This is a genomic window from Massilia sp. PWRC2 (assembly GCF_049896725.1).
GTDB lineage: Bacteria > Pseudomonadota > Gammaproteobacteria > Burkholderiales > Burkholderiaceae_D > JAFCUW01.
This window is the reverse complement of the sequence record NZ_JAFCUW010000001.1, coordinates 644269-658450: the sequence shown is the minus strand read 5'-3', so window position 1 is coordinate 658450 and position 14182 is coordinate 644269. Positions and strand designations below refer to the sequence as shown.

The following is a 14182-nucleotide window of genomic DNA, read 5'->3' as shown; positions in this document are numbered from 1 at the left end:
AGAAGCACATGATTCGTTCCCTTTTTATCGCCAAGACGGGCCTGGAAGCACAGCAGACCAATCTGGACGTAATCAGCAATAACCTGGCCAACGTCAGCACCAATGGCTTTAAACGGTCGCGCGCCGTGTTTGAAGACTTGCTTTACCAGAACGTGCGGCAGCCAGGCGCCCAATCGTCGCAACAGACCGCGCTGCCGTCGGGCATGCAGATCGGCACCGGCGTGCGCACCGTCGCTACCGAGCGCATCCACACCCAGGGCAACCCCCAGTCCAGCGGCAATTCGAAAGACTTGATGATCAACGGCTCGGGCTTTTTCAATGTCCTGATGCCCGACGGCACTGCCGCGTACACCCGCGACGGTTCCTTCCAGAGCGACAGCAACGGCCAGCTGGTCACGTCGTCCGGCTTTGTCATCCAGCCGGCCATCACGGTACCGGCCAATGCGCTGTCGATCACCGTCGGCCGCGATGGCGCCGTCTCCGTCACCACCGCCGGCACCAATGCGCCAACCCAGATCGGCACCATCCAGGTGACCACCTTCGTCAATCCCGCCGGCCTCGAGTCGAAAGGCGAGAACCTGTATGTGGAAACGGGTTCGTCGGGCAGTCCGAACACCAACACTCCCGGCACCAACGGCGCCGGCGTGATTTTGCAAGGCTATGTGGAAACCTCGAATGTCAACGTGGTGGAAGAGATGGTCAATATGATCCAGACCCAGCGCGCCTACGAAATCAACAGCAAGGCGATCACCACCTCCGATCAGATGCTGGCCAAACTGTCGCAATTATGAAATCGCTTATTTTGCTCCCAGCCGTCCTGGCCGCTGTGGCTACCCTGCTGCTGGCCGGCTGCGCCACCACCCCAACGACCATCACCCAGCGCAGCGCGCCGGTGCGGCCGGTGGCCAGCGAGCAGTCGCTGCCGGCCAACGGCGCCATTTACCAGGCCTCGACTTTCCGTCCCATGTTCGAAGACCGCAAGGCGCGCCATATCGGCGACTTGCTGACCATCGCCATCGTCGAGAAAACTGCCGCCGTCAAGGCCGGCGCCAGTTCGGGCAACAAGACGGGCGCCGTCAGCGCCGGCATTCCCGGCCCGCTGCAGGGACGTTTCGGTGCCACCATCGCCGCCACCACCGCCAACAAGTTCGCCGATGGCGACAACCAGAGCGCCAGCAACACCTTCACGGGCAATATCGGCGTGACGGTGACTGAAGTGCTGCCAAATGGCAACCTGATCGTGTCGGGCGAAAAGCAGGTGGCGATGAACAAGGGCGTCGAATTCATCCGCTTTTCCGGCATGATCAATCCTGACACCATCCAGACCGGCAACACGGTGTCGTCCACCGTGGTGGCCGACGCGCGCGTCGAATACCGGACCAACAGCCAGATCGACCGCGCCGAAATGACGGCGATGGCGTCGCGGTTCTTCCAGTCGCTGTTGCCATTCTGATGGAGGCCTCCATGAAGCGCGCGCCATTGTTCTCTGTTGCTTTTGCCCTGGCCCTGGCCCTGGCGGTGGTACTGGGCGCGCCAGCCGCCCGCGCCGAACGCCTGAAAGACCTGGCCAGCATCGGCGGCGTGCGGACCAACCAATTGTCCGGCTACGGCATCGTGGTGGGCCTGGACGGCACCGGCGACCAGACCACGCAAACACCATTTACCGTGCAGTCGATCACGGCAATGCTGCAGCAAAAGGGCGTCAACCTGCCAGCTGGCACCAGCCTGCAATTGAAAAACGTCGCTGCCGTGATGGTGACGGCATCCTTGCCGGCGTTTGCCCAGCCCGGCCAGACCATCGATATCACCGTGTCGTCGATCGGTAACGCCAAGAGCTTGCGCGGCGGCACCCTGGTGATGACGCCCCTGCAAGGCGCCGACAACCAGGTCTATGCCATGGCCCAGGGCAATGTGCTGGTCGGTGGCGTCGGCGCTGCTGCAGGAGGCGCCGCGGTGCAGGTCAATCACTTGAGCGTGGGCAAGATTTCAGGCGGCGCCACCGTCGAGCGCGCCGTGCCGAACAGCCTGGGTGCCGACAATATGATCCGCCTGGAACTCAACAGCACCGATTTCCTCACCGCCAGTCGCGTCGTCGAAGCGGTCAACAACCACTTCGGGCCCGGCATCGCCACTGCGCTCGATGGCCGCGTCATTCGCGTGCGTTCGCCGTCGTCGTCGGACCAGCGGGTGGCTTTTCTTGGCATTCTCGAAGGACTCGACGTCAGCCCGGCCACCGCGAATGCCAAGGTCATCATGAACGCCCGCACCGGCTCGGTGGTGATGAACCAGGCTGTCACGCTCGAAGCGTGCGCCATTTCGCACGGCAACCTGTCGATCACCATCACCCCGGACACCCAGGTCAGCCAGCCCGAGGCCGGTTCGCGCGGCCAGACCGCGGTGGTGCAGACGGCCAATATCGAAATCAAGAAAGACCCCGGCAAGGTGCTGCTGGTCAAGGGCGGCGCTTCGCTGGCCGAAGTGGTCAAGGCCATGAACGCCATCGGCGCCTCACCGCAGGATTTGCTGTCGATCCTGCAGGCGCTCAAGGCCGCCGGCTCGCTGCGCGCCGAACTCGAAATCATTTAAGGGGCGACCATGGAAGCTGCCACCAACGACCTGTCGTCCCGCCTGGCCTTCGATACCCAGGGCTTGGGCAACCTCAAGCAGGCGGCCAAGGCCGGTTCGCCGGAGGCGCTCAAATCGGCGGCGACCCAGTTCGAAGCGATGTTCATCAACATGATGATGAAGAGCATGCGCGACGCCACCCCGCAAGATGGCCCGATGGACAGCCAGCAGACCAAGACATTTACGTCGATGCTGGACCAGCAGACCAGCCAGAACCTGGCCAAGCGGGGCATGGGCCTGGCCGATGTGCTGGTGCGCCAGCTCGGCTCGCAGGCTGCCAATCTGCAGGCGCAGAGCCAGGCGCTGGCCATCGGCAGCGATGGCAGCGCCATGCCGGCACCGAAAAGCGCCGAAGCGATGATGAGCACGCCCGGCGCGCTGGCGACCACTGTTGCCAGCAGCGGCCTGTCGTCCGGCATCAGCGCCTCGGGGCGGGTGCAGGCGCCGCACGTGCGTGCATTCCAGGACCAGGTTGGCCCTGACGCCGAGGCGGCCAGCAAGGCCACCGGCATCCCTGCCAAGTTCATGATCGGCCAGGCAGCACTGGAGACGGGATGGGGCAAGCGCGTGATCAGCAATGCCGACGGCAGCAGCAGCCACAATTTGTTCGGTATCAAGGCCGGTGCTGGCTGGACCGGCAAGGTTGCCACCGCCGTCACTACCGAATATGTCAACGGCGTCCCCCACACCAGGCTGGAAAAATTCCGCGCCTACGATTCTTACGCCGACAGTTTCAAGGATTACGCCAAGCTGCTCAGCGACAATCCGCGCTACGAAAAAGTGCTCGCCAGTGCGGGCGACCCCAGCAAGTTCGCGCACGGCTTGCAGAAAGCGGGTTACGCCACCGATCCCCTGTATGCTGCAAAATTGAGCAAAATTATCAGTCATTCGCTGGGCTAGGCGGCAGCGCGCCATCGGCCGCCACCCGCAGTGGTTACTTTGTCAAGTCAAGTTATGGCCGATGCTGCCGTTACCAGTGTCATCGTAGTCTAGGAAAATATCATCATGGCTGGAGATCTCCTCAACATAGGCAAGTCCGGATTGTTTGCCGCTCAGGCAGGCCTGGCCACGACCGGCCACAATATTTCGAATGCCGCTGTGCCAGGCTACAGCCGCCAGACGGTGGTGCAGGCCGCTGCCACCGCGCAAAACTTCGGCTATGGCTTCATTGGTAGCGGCACCCAGGTCACCGACATCAAGCGTTTTTCCGATTCGTTCTTGAACGCTCAGGTGCGCGGCGCCCAGGCCACCAGCAGCGCGTTGACCGCTTATGGTGCCCAGGCCGGTCAAATTGACAACATGCTGGCCGATACCGGCAGCGGGCTGTCGCCGGCCCTGCAGGATTTTTTCAAGTCAGTACAGGACGTCAGCTCGAGTGCCGGTTCGGCTACCTCGCGCCAGGCTTTCCTCTCGAGCGCCGACTCGCTGGCCTCGCGCTTCCAGAGCATGAGCACCCAGCTCAGCGATATCAATAGCGGCGTCAACACCCAGATTAGCGCCAATGTCGCCACCATCAACGCCTACGCCACCCAGATTGCCACCCTCAATGAGCAGATTGGCAATCTGTCGACAGCGGGCTCGACGCCGAATGACTTGATCGACACGCGCGACCAGCTGGTGCTCGATTTGAACAAGCAGGTCAAGGCCACCGCTGTGGCGGGGGCCAACAACAGCGTCACCGTGACCATCGGTTCCGGTCAGCCGCTGGTGGTGGGTAGCCGTTCCTACCAGCTGGCGGCAGTCAACAGCCCGAGCGATCCCACCCGCACGGCTGTCGCCTATGTGACAGGCGACCGTAGCACCCTGCTGGCCGATTCTTCGCTCACCGGTGGCGAACTTGGCGGCCTGATGGATTTCCGCAATTCGACGCTCGACGGCGCCGAAAATGCCCTCGGCCGCGTCGCCATCACCCTGGCAGCCGCGTTCAACACGCAGCAGGCACTGGGCGTGACCACCGCCGGCGCGCCGGGCAGCAATCTGTTTGCCGTCTCCAAGCCGGCCGATGGCATCAACCGCAATGCGCTGGCCGACCCCGTCAATCCCAGCAAGGTCGACGTCGCCATCACCGACGCCAGCAAGCTCACCACCAGCAATTATTCGGTCGACTATGATGCCGCCAAGGGGGCCTTCACCGTCATCCGCTCGTCCGACAAGCAAGCCACCGTGCTGCCGGCCTACACCCAGCCGGGTCCGCAAAGCGCCACCGTCGATGGCGTGACGTTTACGATTTCCGGCAAACAGCTGGCCGGTGACAGCTTCGCCGTGGAACCGACCGCCACTGGCGCCGCCAATTTCAAGCTGCTCACGCACGACGTTGGCGCGATTGCGGCTGCCGGCCCGTTGGTCGCCAGTGCCACGATCGGCAACAAGGGCAGCGTCAAGGTGGGCGAGGCCAGCGTCAGCACGACTTTTTTGACGGCCCCGCCGGTGATTCCCACCACGCTGACGTACCAGGTCAACACCAAGGAGCTGACCGGCTTTGCTACCGGCCAGTCGGTGACGGTCACCACCGCCACTGCCACCAACACCTATACTGCCGGTACCACGCCGATTCCCTACGTCGACGGCGCCACCTACAGTTTCGGCGGCGTTTCCCTGTCGATGTCGGGCACGCCGATCGACAAGGATACTTTTACCATCGGCAAAACGGCGATCGGCGCCAACGACAACCGCAATATCCTGGCGATGGGCCAGTTGCAGTCCGCCAAATTACTCGACGGCCAGTCGGCAACCTTGCAGGGAGCCTTTGCCCAGATGGTCAGCACGGTTGGCAATAAAACCCGCGAAGTGCAGGTCAATAACGCCGCCGCCACCGCCTCGCTGGCCCAGGCCACTGCCATCCAGCAGAGCGTGTCGGGCGTCAACCTCGATGAAGAAGCGGCCAATCTGCTCAAGTACCAGCAAGCCTACCAGGCGGCCGGTAAAGTCATGCAGGTGGCCAGTACGTTGTTCGACACCTTGCTGTCGATCAGCCGCTAACCAAGGATTGCCATGCGCATCAGCACAAATTCGATGTATGCCACCTCGACCGCCCAGCTCGGCACATTGCAGAGCCAGCTGGCGAAGACGCAAATGCAGCTCTCGACCAACAAGCGCATGCTGACGCCGTCGGATGACCCGATCGCTTCGGCGCGCGCGCTGGAAGTGACGCAGTCGCAATCGGTCAACGCCCAGTTCGCAACTAACCGCGCCAATGCGCGCTCGTCGCTGTCGCAGGAAGAAGTGGCTCTGAAAGGGGTGGAGTCGCTGGTTCAGGATGTGCAGAGCATTGCCGTCGCCGCTGGCAGCGGCACCAATTCGGCCTCCGATCGTGCCACCTATGCCGATGAGCTGCAGGGCAGGCTCGATGACCTGGTGGCGCTGGCCAACAGTTCCGACGGCAACGGCGGCTACCTGTTTTCCGGTTACCAGTCGGCCAGCCCGCCCTTCGTCACCAGTGGAACCGCGGTTAACTACAACGGCGACGCCGGTCAGGTGCAGTTGCAGGTGGCCGGTGCGCGCAAGCTGCCCATCAACGACGCCGGCAGCGCAGTGTTCACCAGTATTCCGACTGCCAATGGCACGTTTGCGACGGCGGCCAATGGCGGCAATACCGGTACCGGCGTCATCAGTAACGGCAGCGTGGTCGATCCGAGTGCGCTCACCGGCCGCAAATACAGTCTCGATTTTGCCGTCAGCACCACCGGCGCCACCACCTACACCGTCACCGACCAGAGTGCGCTGCCGCCGACGGTGAGCAGCGCGGTGGACTATGCCGCCGGCCAGCCGATCACGGTCGCCGGCATGCAATTCGATATCAAGGGCACGCCCGGCAATGGCGACCAGTTCACCGTGGCGCCGAGCGAGCGCCAGTCGCTGTTTACCACCATGAGTAAGCTGATCGACACGCTGCGTGCGCCCGCCACCACCGACAAGCAAAAGGCTGCGCTCGACAAGGGTGTACAGGACAGCATCGGCAACCTGGCGCTGGGCCTCGACAATGTGCTCAGTGTCCACTCCGCGGTTGGCGCGCGCCTGAAAGAGCTCGACACACTCGATTCGGTGGGCAGCGACACCGACCTGCAATATGCCGCCACCCTGTCTGGCTTGCAGGATCTCGACATGGTCAAGGCCATCTCGCAGTTCACCCAGCAGACCCAGACCCTGCAGGCGGCGCAAAAGACCTTTAATTCGATTTCGGGGTTGTCGCTGTTTAATTACATCAGCTAAGCGTCGATTAAAGCGGCTTTCATTGCCGCTATTGGCATTGTGGTATTAATTAATGTCACGATATTCGCTGGCGTCGATTAGTTTATACTATAGCGGTCATTTCGATGCGTGCGCCGGTTGCGCCGGTATATAATCGGTCTGATCGAGGCACTGCACCGATCACTACTGCTGTTCCCCGTGGTAAGCCCCAATTTTTCTGGTCCGCCCTCATTGGTGACGGTGGCCGCTCCTATTCCAGAATAGAATAATGTATGGTCAGTAAAAAATTCTCGGCGCTGGTCTGCGCCATCCTGGTGTTGCCGGCAACGGCGCATGCGTATGTCGATCCTGGTACCGGCGCTTACTTATTGCAACTGCTAATTGCTGTATTTGGCGCGATCATATTTTACATATCGCGGCCGCTGGAATTATTTCGATTGATTCGGTCTTATTTCACAAAAAAATCGAAAGAGAATAAAGAATAATGCAGCGTCTGGGTGCTGCTCTGGGCCTGGCGCTGTTGTACGCGTCGGCTTATTTTTTGCCATTACTGAACCCCTATGCGCTGTACTTCGTACCAGCGTTTTATGATTTCGTTCTTTTCCCTTCCTTGATCAGCGTGCTGGTGCTGGTGCCGCTGTTTTTGTACATCAGCAGCGCCAGAGTGACGATGCGCGCGCGTCGCGTCAGCGTGTTTTGTGGTGCGGTGCTGCTGATTTTTATCGCCGCCAAAAGCCTGCTCGATGCAGCAGGTTTTCCCTGGACCAGCTTGCTGACGCTGTACAACCGTGGATCCGCTGTTGAACAGCTGCAATTTGCGCGTTGGGCCCGGCTGGCCATTGTGGGCCTGTCGATGCCGGCGGCGGCGTTTGGAGTGTTTCTGCTGCGCCAGCGCTTGCCACAGTTGCTGCGTTTCCTCTCCACGCTCGGTTACGCTTTTGTTTGCCTGGCGATCTACCGCTGCGCCAGCGGCGAGCTGCAAGTCCATCCGTTGCAGCGCGCTGTTGCCCAGGCTGAAGTGGCGCCGCTGCCGCCGGTGGCGCGCCGCGTGGTGTGGGTCATCTTCGATGAAATGGATTACCACCGCAGCCTCGGCACCGAGGCGTTCGATTTACCCAATTTTGCCCGCCTGCGTGATCGCGGCGTCACTGCCACAGAGGCTTACACGCCGGGGCGCGACACCTTGTATTCAGTGCCCGCCTTATTATCCGGCATCGCCGTCAAAGGCATCGAGCTCAGTCGCCGACAGGCGCTCTCCCTCACTGCCGTTGACGGTGCGTCAGTGCCCTTCGATACGGCACACAGCGTATTTGGGCGCTTGCCCGGTGGCGTGCAAAGCGCTTCGGTACTGGGTTTCTACCATCCGTATTGCCGAATATTGACGGCACTGCGCGCCTGCCACAGCAGTTATCTGGGCAATGCCGGGCGCTGGTTCGACAGCCTGGTATTTTTTAGCGATGCTGGCATGTCTGTTCTGCGGTTCTTGAAGTGGCCGATTCAATACATGCCTGAAGTACTGTTGCGAGCGGTCGATCCGATGTACCGCGCCACCGATACCACCCTGGCCCTGCTTGGTCCAACGCTGGCTGACTTGCACAGCGCGTTCGACTTCATTCACTTGAATGTGCCGCACCTGCCGAATGTGTATGCGCAACGCCTGCTGCGTCAACAGGCGGTGGATCAGGGCGCCGCATACCGACAGAACCTGCAATTAGCCGATCGCGTGCTTGGCACCATTGTGACCACCTTGCAGGCGCAGTCAGGCAGTCAAAAAATCTTGCTGATTGTCAGTTCCGACCATTGGTTGCGTACCGCCTCCAGCACGGCCGCTCCGGTGCCGTTCACTGCCTGGCTGGTCGGCGCTGGCGTCGACCAGGCGCAGGTACTGACAGCACCTTTGAGCACGGTTCATACGGCGACGCTGGCGATCGATTTTCTTGATGGCACACTCGACTCACAGGCAGCCATCGCCAACGCGCTCGCCGCCAGTCCATTTTCCCCAACCTGGCTGGCACCGGACAACTACCGCTATTATTAATATGAAAAAAGTCTCATGGCGTGACCCATCCGGTTTCGTGGCAAAAAAAGATGGTCGCATTTTCCGCGCCGTCGCCAGCGGCAGCGCGGCACAGGTGCAGGCGCTGATGGATGCACCGTGGTACCGCGATGGCGTCGAGCGCGGCTGGTTCCCCGCCTCCGCCTGGGTCGAAAACAATGGCGCCGGTCTGCTGCCGGCCATCGATGCGCGCTGGCTGGAACACCGCTCTTTGCAGTTTCCCGTCTATCCCCATGAAATCACCGCCTTGCAGCTGTACGATGCCGCCAAGCTGACTTTGGCCATCGCCCAGACTGCACTAGCCAATGGCTGGATGATCAAGGATGCGTCGGCCTGGAATGTCCTGTTCGAGCACGGCCGGCCGTGTTTTTGCGACATTCTCTCGTTCGAACCAGTGGACGACACGGGCATCTGGCAAGCCTACGCCCAGTTCTTCCGGCATTTCATCATCCCCCTGCTGATCCACCGCGCTACAGGGGTGCAGCCGGCCGCCTGGTTTGTGCTCCATCGTGATGGCGTCGAGCCGGCCGCGGCGCGGCCCATGCTGGGCGGATGGCGCGCCTGGCAGCAGCCAGCGCTCGAAGCGGTTACCCTGCCCAGTCTCTTTGCCCACGCTGGCAGCGGCGCTGTCGGCGGCCGCAAGCCGAGGCCGGTGCGCAGCCGGGAGCTGGCCAGGTTTGTGCTCACGCGTACCTTGGGTCGTCTTGAAAAACACATCGACAGGCTGATGCCTGTGCCGCGAGGGCGCGCCAGCAAGTGGGAAAATTACGAAGCGGATCGCGATCATTACGTTGCCGCCGACGTTAGCGCCAAGACCGCCTTCGTTACCGCCATGCTCAAGCAGCCTGGCCTCGGGACGGTGCTTGACCTGGGCTGCAATGCCGGCGAATTTAGCAAGGTGGCGGCAGCAGCGGGCAAAACCGTGGTGGCCGCCGACTTCGATCCGGGTGCGCTGTCACGCCTGTACGCGCAGTTGCGGAAGCAGCAACTGCCGATCGCACCCATCCTGCTCGACATCGGCCGACCAACGCCAGCGGTAGGCTGGATGAACCAGGAAGTGGAAAGTTTCATGGACCGCGCGCGCGGCCAGTTCGACTGCGTGATGGCACTCGGCCTGGTGCACCACCTGCTGGTGTCCGAACGGGCCAGTCTGGGCATGATCCTGGCGTTTTTCCTGGCGCTCGATCCGTCCTTCCTGCTGCTGGAGTGGATAGCGCCGGACGATCGCCGCTTCGCTGAAATCGCCGGTATGAATGAAGCCCTGTACGCCGGCCTGTCGCAACAGGCGTTCGAAGAGTCCTTTGCCCAGCACTATGTGATGGAAGCGAAGGAAACCCTGGCAGCGGGCGGACGCACCATGTATTTCTTTAGCAAACGGCCTGCGGGCTGATCGTTGCCGCCATTAAGGCGCTGGCAGCACCGGGCGCCCTGGCGTGCGCGCCGCCGCCGCCCGCCCAATGTTACGGCTCGCTTCGATGCCCTGGTTGAACCAGTTCTGGATCGGCATGTTCAGGTAGGGCAGGGTGACGCCCAGCATCAAAAAGCCCACCGTCAGGGTCACCGGGAAACCCACGCCAAACAAATTGAGTTGCGGCGCCGCGCGCGTCAAAATGCCCAGCGCGACGCTGGTGATCAAGAGCGCCGCGACGATCGGCAGCGACAGTTGCAAGCCGGTGGAAAAAATCTTGCCGCCCCAGCGCGCCAGTTCGAGCGGGGCACCGACCGCCATCGGCGTGGCCGAGATGGGCATGCTGACAAAACTTTCGGCGAGCGCCTCGAGCAGCACCAGGTGGGCGTTCATGGCAAGAAATGCCATGGTGGCGATCAGGGTCAGCATCTGGCTGACGGCCGACGAGCGGCCCGCCGTATTCGGATCGAAAAAACTGGCGAAGCCCAGGCCCATGGTCAGGCTGCTGATTTCACCAGCCATCTCGATGGCGGCGAACACGACGCGCATGGTAAAGCCCATGGCCAGGCCGATCAGCATTTCCTGCACCAGGATCAGCATGCCCGGCATCGACATCGGATCGACCGCCGGCAACGTGCCCAGCGCGGGCGCCATGATGGTGGTGAGCACCACACCGAGCGAGATTTTCACCGACACCGGCACCGCGCTGTTGCCGAACAGCGGCGAGGCGGTGATCAAGCCAAGCACCCGTGACAGCGGCCACAGCAATGCCGCCAGCCACGCGTTCAGTTCGACGCTGGTGAGAGTGATCATGGGCAGTGCGAAGTTAGCCGATCAGGCCGGGAATGCCATTGAAGACTTGGCGCATATAGTCGAGCATGACGGCCAGCATCCACGGGCCGGCCACGATCAGGGCGACAAAAATGCCGATCAGCTTGGGGATGAAGGACAGGGTCGCTTCATTGATCTGGGTGGCGGCCTGAAAAATGCTGACGATCAGGCCAATGATCAGGGCCACCAGCAGCAGCGGCGCGGAGACCATCAAGGTCACTTCCATGGCATTGCGGCCCATGGTCATGACGGATTCGGGAGTCATGGCGTGGCTTTCTTCATCGATCAGTAAAAGCTCTGCGAGAGCGAGCCGAGCATCAGTTGCCAGCCATCGACCAGCACGAACAGCATCATCTTGAACGGCAGCGAAATCACCGCCGGCGACATCATCATCATGCCCATCGACATCAAGACCGACGCCACCACCATATCGATGATCAGGAAGGGGATGAAAATGGCGAAGCCGATCTGGAAGGCCGTCTTCAGTTCACTGGTGACAAAGGCGGGAATCAAAATGCGCAGCGGAATGTCTTCGGGACCCTGCAGCGCCGGCGAGCGCGAAATCTTGACGAACAGGGCCAGGTCGGCCTGGCGCGTCTGCTTGGTCATGAAGGTTTTTAAGGGTTCCACCCCTTTTTGCATCGCTTCCATCAATTCAATCTTGTTGTCCTGCAGGGGCAGGTAGGCGTCCGTATAGATTTTATCGAAGGTGGGGCCCATCACGAACAGCGTCAAAAACAGCGCCAGTCCCACCATCACCTGGTTGGGCGGCGCCGACTGCGTGCCGAGCGCCTGGCGCAGCAGCGACAGCACGATGATGATGCGGGTAAAGCCGGTCATCATCAACAGTGCCGCTGGCAAAAAGGTCAGCGCCGTCATCAACAGCAGGGTTTGCACCGGCAGGGTGTAGGCGGTGCCACCGCCGGCAGCCTGGGTACTGGTAAACGCCGGGATGCCGGGGGCGGCCAGCGCCAGTGCCGGCACGGCAAGGAAGGCCACGGCAGCGGCCAGCCGGATCAATTGCAGGATTTTCATGACGTTCTATTTCGTATTGCGTTGGTCGATGGTTTGCTTGAGCCAGTCCGCAAAGCTCGATGTGCCGGCCGCTGGCAGCGGCCCGGCGGCGCCCTCGGCCTGGCGCGGCATGGTCGCCAGCGCATTGACGCGGCCGGGCGAGGCGCCCACCACGATCCACTGGTCGCCCACTTCGACGACAACGATGCGTTCGCGCCCGCCCAGGCTGAGGCCACCGACCAGGCGCACAGGGGCCGAGCCGCCGGCAGTCCGCGGGCCGTAGCGCTTCATGGCCCAGGCCAGCAGCGCCAGCAGGCCGAGCACGACGCACAGCGCAAAGATGGTTTGCAGCAGGCTGCCCGCGGCAGCGCCGGCGAACGGCTGGACCGGCGCGGCCGCTGGCGCCGGCTTCGGCAGCACAGTGAGCGCAGCTGAAGCCGCGCTGGCGGCCGGCAGCGCGGCCGCAGCGCTTGAGGGGGCCGGCAGCGCTGCCGCAGCGCCGGCTGCGGCCGGCTGCTGTGCATGAACGGCGCCCGCCAGCAGCAGCGCTGCCAGCGCCCCGGCAAGTATCCGGCGACCCCTCATTTGTTGAGTTTTCTGATCCGCTCGGACGGCGTGATAATGTCCGTCAGGCGGATACCGAACTTGTCATTGACCACCACCACCTCGCCCTGGGCGATCAGGCAGCCATTGACCAGCACATCCATGGGCTCGCCCGCCAGACCGTCGAGCTCGACCACCGAGCCCTGCGCCAGTTGCAGCAGGTTCTTGATGGCGATCTTGGTGCGGCCCAGTTCCACTGTCAGCTGCACCGGGATGTCGAGAATGAAATCGATATCGTTGGGGGTCTCGGTGCGGGTGCCCTTGGTGGCAAAGTCCTTGAACACGGCCGCGCTGGCGGTCTGGCTCTGCAGCGCTTCGGCTTCCGCCTTGGCCTGCTCGGCAATCGCCGCGCCCCAGTCGTCGTCCATGCTTTGGTCGTCTTGATTGTCGGACATCTTGCTCTCCTCTGTTACTACAGTCTTGCAACGCGCACGCCGTCGGCGCGCAGGTCATGGTTATTTAAGGGATTCGCTATTGGCCAGCAATTTTTCCACCTTCAATGCGTACTGGCCATTCAAAACGCCATAGGTGCAATCCATCACCGGCACGCCGTCGACCGTGGCCTGGATCTGTTCGGGCACGTTGAGCGGAATGATGTCGCCCACTTTCATGTTGAGAATATCGTCGAAGGAGGCGCGGCCGGTGCCCAGCGTGGCCACCAGTTCCACTTCAGCCACCTGGATCTGCTGGGTCATCAGGCGGATCCAGCGCTTGTCCACTTCCAGTGCCTCGCCCTGCAGGCTGGAGGTGAGGGCATCGCGGATCGGCTCGATCATCGAATACGGCATGCAAAAGTGGATCTGGCCGGAAACCGAACCGAGCTCGATGGTAAACGTGGACGACACCACCACCTCGTTGGGGGTGGCGATGTTGGCGAACTGGGTGTTCATTTCCGAGCGGATGTATTCGAACTCGACGGGGAACACCGGTTCCCACGACTTGGTGTAGGCCTCGAACACGATATCGAGAATGCGCAGGATGATGCGCTGCTCGGTCTGGGTAAAGTCGCGTCCTTCGACGCGCGTGTGGAAGCGGCCGTCGCCACCGAACAGGTTGTCGACCAGCAGGAACACCAGGCCCGGATCGAACACCATCAGGGCGGTGCCGCGCAGCGGCTTCATGTGAATCAGGTTGAGGTTGGTCGGCACCACCAGGTTGCGGATGAACTCGCTGTACTTGGATACCCGCACCGAACCCACCGACACTTCGGCGCTGCGACGCAAAAAGTTGAACAGGCCGACGCGCAGCAAGCGGGCAAAGCGCTCGTTGATGATTTCGAGCGTCGGCATGCGGCCGCGCACGATGCGTTCTTGGGTGGCCAGGTTGTAGGTGCGGACACCCGAGGATTCTTCGGGCGCGGCAGCGTCGTCCTGGTCGCCGTTGACGCCCTTGAGTAGGGCATCAACTTCTTCCTGTGACAGGAAATTGTCGGCCATGAATTGTACGTCCGGTAAAAA

15 protein-coding genes are annotated in these 14182 nt (G+C 61.9%); 9 read left to right on the top strand and 6 right to left on the bottom strand.

Annotated elements, in window-relative coordinates; all coding sequences use genetic code 11:
• Positions 1-8: 8 nt before the first annotated feature.
• The 9 genes from flgG to ACP7BZ_RS02915 all read left to right on the top strand — a co-directional run bounded on the left by flgG (position 9) and on the right by ACP7BZ_RS02915 (position 10259).
• Positions 9-791 carry a flagellar basal-body rod protein FlgG gene (flgG, locus tag ACP7BZ_RS02955; protein ID WP_426110150.1) on the top strand — a complete coding sequence of 261 codons (783 nt, stop codon included), beginning with the start codon at positions 9-11 and terminating at the stop codon, positions 789-791.
• Positions 788-1453 carry a flagellar basal body L-ring protein FlgH gene (locus tag ACP7BZ_RS02950; RefSeq protein WP_426110149.1) on the top strand — a complete coding sequence of 222 codons (666 nt, stop codon included), beginning with the start codon at positions 788-790 and terminating at the stop codon, positions 1451-1453. Before flgG ends, ACP7BZ_RS02950 begins: the two co-directional genes overlap by 4 nt.
• A gap of 11 nt (positions 1454-1464) precedes the next feature.
• Positions 1465-2586 carry a flagellar basal body P-ring protein FlgI gene (locus ACP7BZ_RS02945; RefSeq protein ID WP_426110148.1) on the top strand — a complete coding sequence of 374 codons (1122 nt, stop codon included), beginning with the start codon at positions 1465-1467 and terminating at the stop codon, positions 2584-2586.
• A gap of 9 nt (positions 2587-2595) precedes the next feature.
• Positions 2596-3525 carry a flagellar assembly peptidoglycan hydrolase FlgJ gene (gene flgJ, locus ACP7BZ_RS02940; protein WP_426110147.1) on the top strand — a complete coding sequence of 310 codons (930 nt, stop codon included), beginning with the start codon at positions 2596-2598 and terminating at the stop codon, positions 3523-3525.
• 105 nt (positions 3526-3630) lie between these two features.
• Positions 3631-5604, top strand: coding sequence for a flagellar hook-associated protein FlgK (gene flgK / locus ACP7BZ_RS02935; RefSeq protein WP_426110146.1), 1974 nt, complete (start codon positions 3631-3633; stop codon positions 5602-5604).
• A gap of 12 nt (positions 5605-5616) precedes the next feature.
• Positions 5617-6834 (top strand): flagellar hook-associated protein FlgL, encoded by a 1218-nt coding sequence (gene flgL / locus ACP7BZ_RS02930; protein ID WP_426110145.1) that lies wholly within the window; start codon positions 5617-5619, stop codon positions 6832-6834.
• Between the two features lie 251 nt (positions 6835-7085).
• The gene (locus ACP7BZ_RS02925; protein WP_426110144.1) at positions 7086-7298 is read left to right on the top strand and encodes a hypothetical protein; all 213 of its coding nucleotides are present in this window, start codon (positions 7086-7088) and stop codon (positions 7296-7298) included.
• The gene (locus ACP7BZ_RS02920) at positions 7298-8851 is read left to right on the top strand and encodes a hypothetical protein (protein ID WP_426110143.1); all 1554 of its coding nucleotides are present in this window, start codon (positions 7298-7300) and stop codon (positions 8849-8851) included. The genes ACP7BZ_RS02925 and ACP7BZ_RS02920 overlap by 1 nt, the downstream gene beginning before the upstream one ends.
• 1 nt (position 8852) lies before the next feature.
• Positions 8853-10259 (top strand): class I SAM-dependent methyltransferase, encoded by a 1407-nt coding sequence (locus tag ACP7BZ_RS02915; protein WP_426110142.1) that lies wholly within the window; start codon positions 8853-8855, stop codon positions 10257-10259.
• Positions 10260-10271: 12 nt separating this feature from the next.
• Here ACP7BZ_RS02915 and fliR read toward each other — a convergent pair whose 3' ends face one another.
• Genes fliR through fliM form a run of 6 tightly spaced genes read right to left on the bottom strand, consistent with a single transcriptional unit; the run spans position 10272 to position 14161 of the window.
• Entirely contained in the window at positions 10272-11090 is an 819-nt protein-coding gene (gene fliR / locus ACP7BZ_RS02910) for a flagellar biosynthetic protein FliR (protein ID WP_426110141.1), read from the bottom strand.
• Between the two features lie 13 nt (positions 11091-11103).
• Positions 11104-11373, bottom strand: a complete 270-nt coding sequence (gene fliQ / locus ACP7BZ_RS02905; protein ID WP_426110140.1) for a flagellar biosynthesis protein FliQ — start codon at positions 11371-11373, stop codon at positions 11104-11106.
• Between the two features lie 20 nt (positions 11374-11393).
• Entirely contained in the window at positions 11394-12143 is a 750-nt protein-coding gene (gene fliP / locus ACP7BZ_RS02900) for a flagellar type III secretion system pore protein FliP (protein WP_426110139.1), read from the bottom strand.
• A 6-nt stretch (positions 12144-12149) separates the two neighbouring features.
• A complete protein-coding gene (fliO, locus tag ACP7BZ_RS02895) occupies positions 12150-12707 on the bottom strand; it encodes a flagellar biosynthetic protein FliO (protein WP_426110138.1) in 558 nt (185 codons plus the stop codon).
• A complete protein-coding gene (gene fliN, locus ACP7BZ_RS02890; protein ID WP_426110137.1) occupies positions 12704-13120 on the bottom strand; it encodes a flagellar motor switch protein FliN in 417 nt (138 codons plus the stop codon). The genes fliO and fliN overlap by 4 nt, the downstream gene beginning before the upstream one ends.
• Positions 13121-13180: 60 nt before the next feature.
• Positions 13181-14161, bottom strand: a complete 981-nt coding sequence (fliM, locus tag ACP7BZ_RS02885) for a flagellar motor switch protein FliM (RefSeq protein WP_426110136.1) — start codon at positions 14159-14161, stop codon at positions 13181-13183.
• Positions 14162-14182: the final 21 nt, after the last annotated feature.

Bases quoted from the DNA above. Each gene is read 5' to 3' on its own strand.
- fliQ (WP_426110140.1), bottom strand. From the start codon at position 11,373: ATGACTCCCGAATCCGTCATGACCATGGGCCGCAATGCCATGGAAGTG.
- flgK (WP_426110146.1), top strand. From the start codon at position 3,631: ATGGCTGGAGATCTCCTCAACATAGGCAAGTCCGGATTGTTTGCCGCT.
- flgJ (WP_426110147.1), top strand. From the start codon at position 2,596: ATGGAAGCTGCCACCAACGACCTGTCGTCCCGCCTGGCCTTCGATACC.
- ACP7BZ_RS02925 (WP_426110144.1), top strand. From the start codon at position 7,086: ATGGTCAGTAAAAAATTCTCGGCGCTGGTCTGCGCCATCCTGGTGTTG.
- fliP (WP_426110139.1), bottom strand. From the start codon at position 12,143: ATGAAAATCCTGCAATTGATCCGGCTGGCCGCTGCCGTGGCCTTCCTT.
- fliO (WP_426110138.1), bottom strand. From the start codon at position 12,707: ATGAGGGGTCGCCGGATACTTGCCGGGGCGCTGGCAGCGCTGCTGCTG.
- ACP7BZ_RS02920 (WP_426110143.1), top strand. From the start codon at position 7,298: ATGCAGCGTCTGGGTGCTGCTCTGGGCCTGGCGCTGTTGTACGCGTCG.
- ACP7BZ_RS02950 (WP_426110149.1), top strand. From the start codon at position 788: ATGAAATCGCTTATTTTGCTCCCAGCCGTCCTGGCCGCTGTGGCTACC.
- flgG (WP_426110150.1), top strand. From the start codon at position 9: ATGATTCGTTCCCTTTTTATCGCCAAGACGGGCCTGGAAGCACAGCAG.
- ACP7BZ_RS02945 (WP_426110148.1), top strand. From the start codon at position 1,465: ATGAAGCGCGCGCCATTGTTCTCTGTTGCTTTTGCCCTGGCCCTGGCC.
- flgL (WP_426110145.1), top strand. From the start codon at position 5,617: ATGCGCATCAGCACAAATTCGATGTATGCCACCTCGACCGCCCAGCTC.
- fliR (WP_426110141.1), bottom strand. From the start codon at position 11,090: ATGATCACTCTCACCAGCGTCGAACTGAACGCGTGGCTGGCGGCATTG.
- ACP7BZ_RS02915 (WP_426110142.1), top strand. From the start codon at position 8,853: ATGAAAAAAGTCTCATGGCGTGACCCATCCGGTTTCGTGGCAAAAAAA.
- fliM (WP_426110136.1), bottom strand. From the start codon at position 14,161: ATGGCCGACAATTTCCTGTCACAGGAAGAAGTTGATGCCCTACTCAAG.
- fliN (WP_426110137.1), bottom strand. From the start codon at position 13,120: ATGTCCGACAATCAAGACGACCAAAGCATGGACGACGACTGGGGCGCG.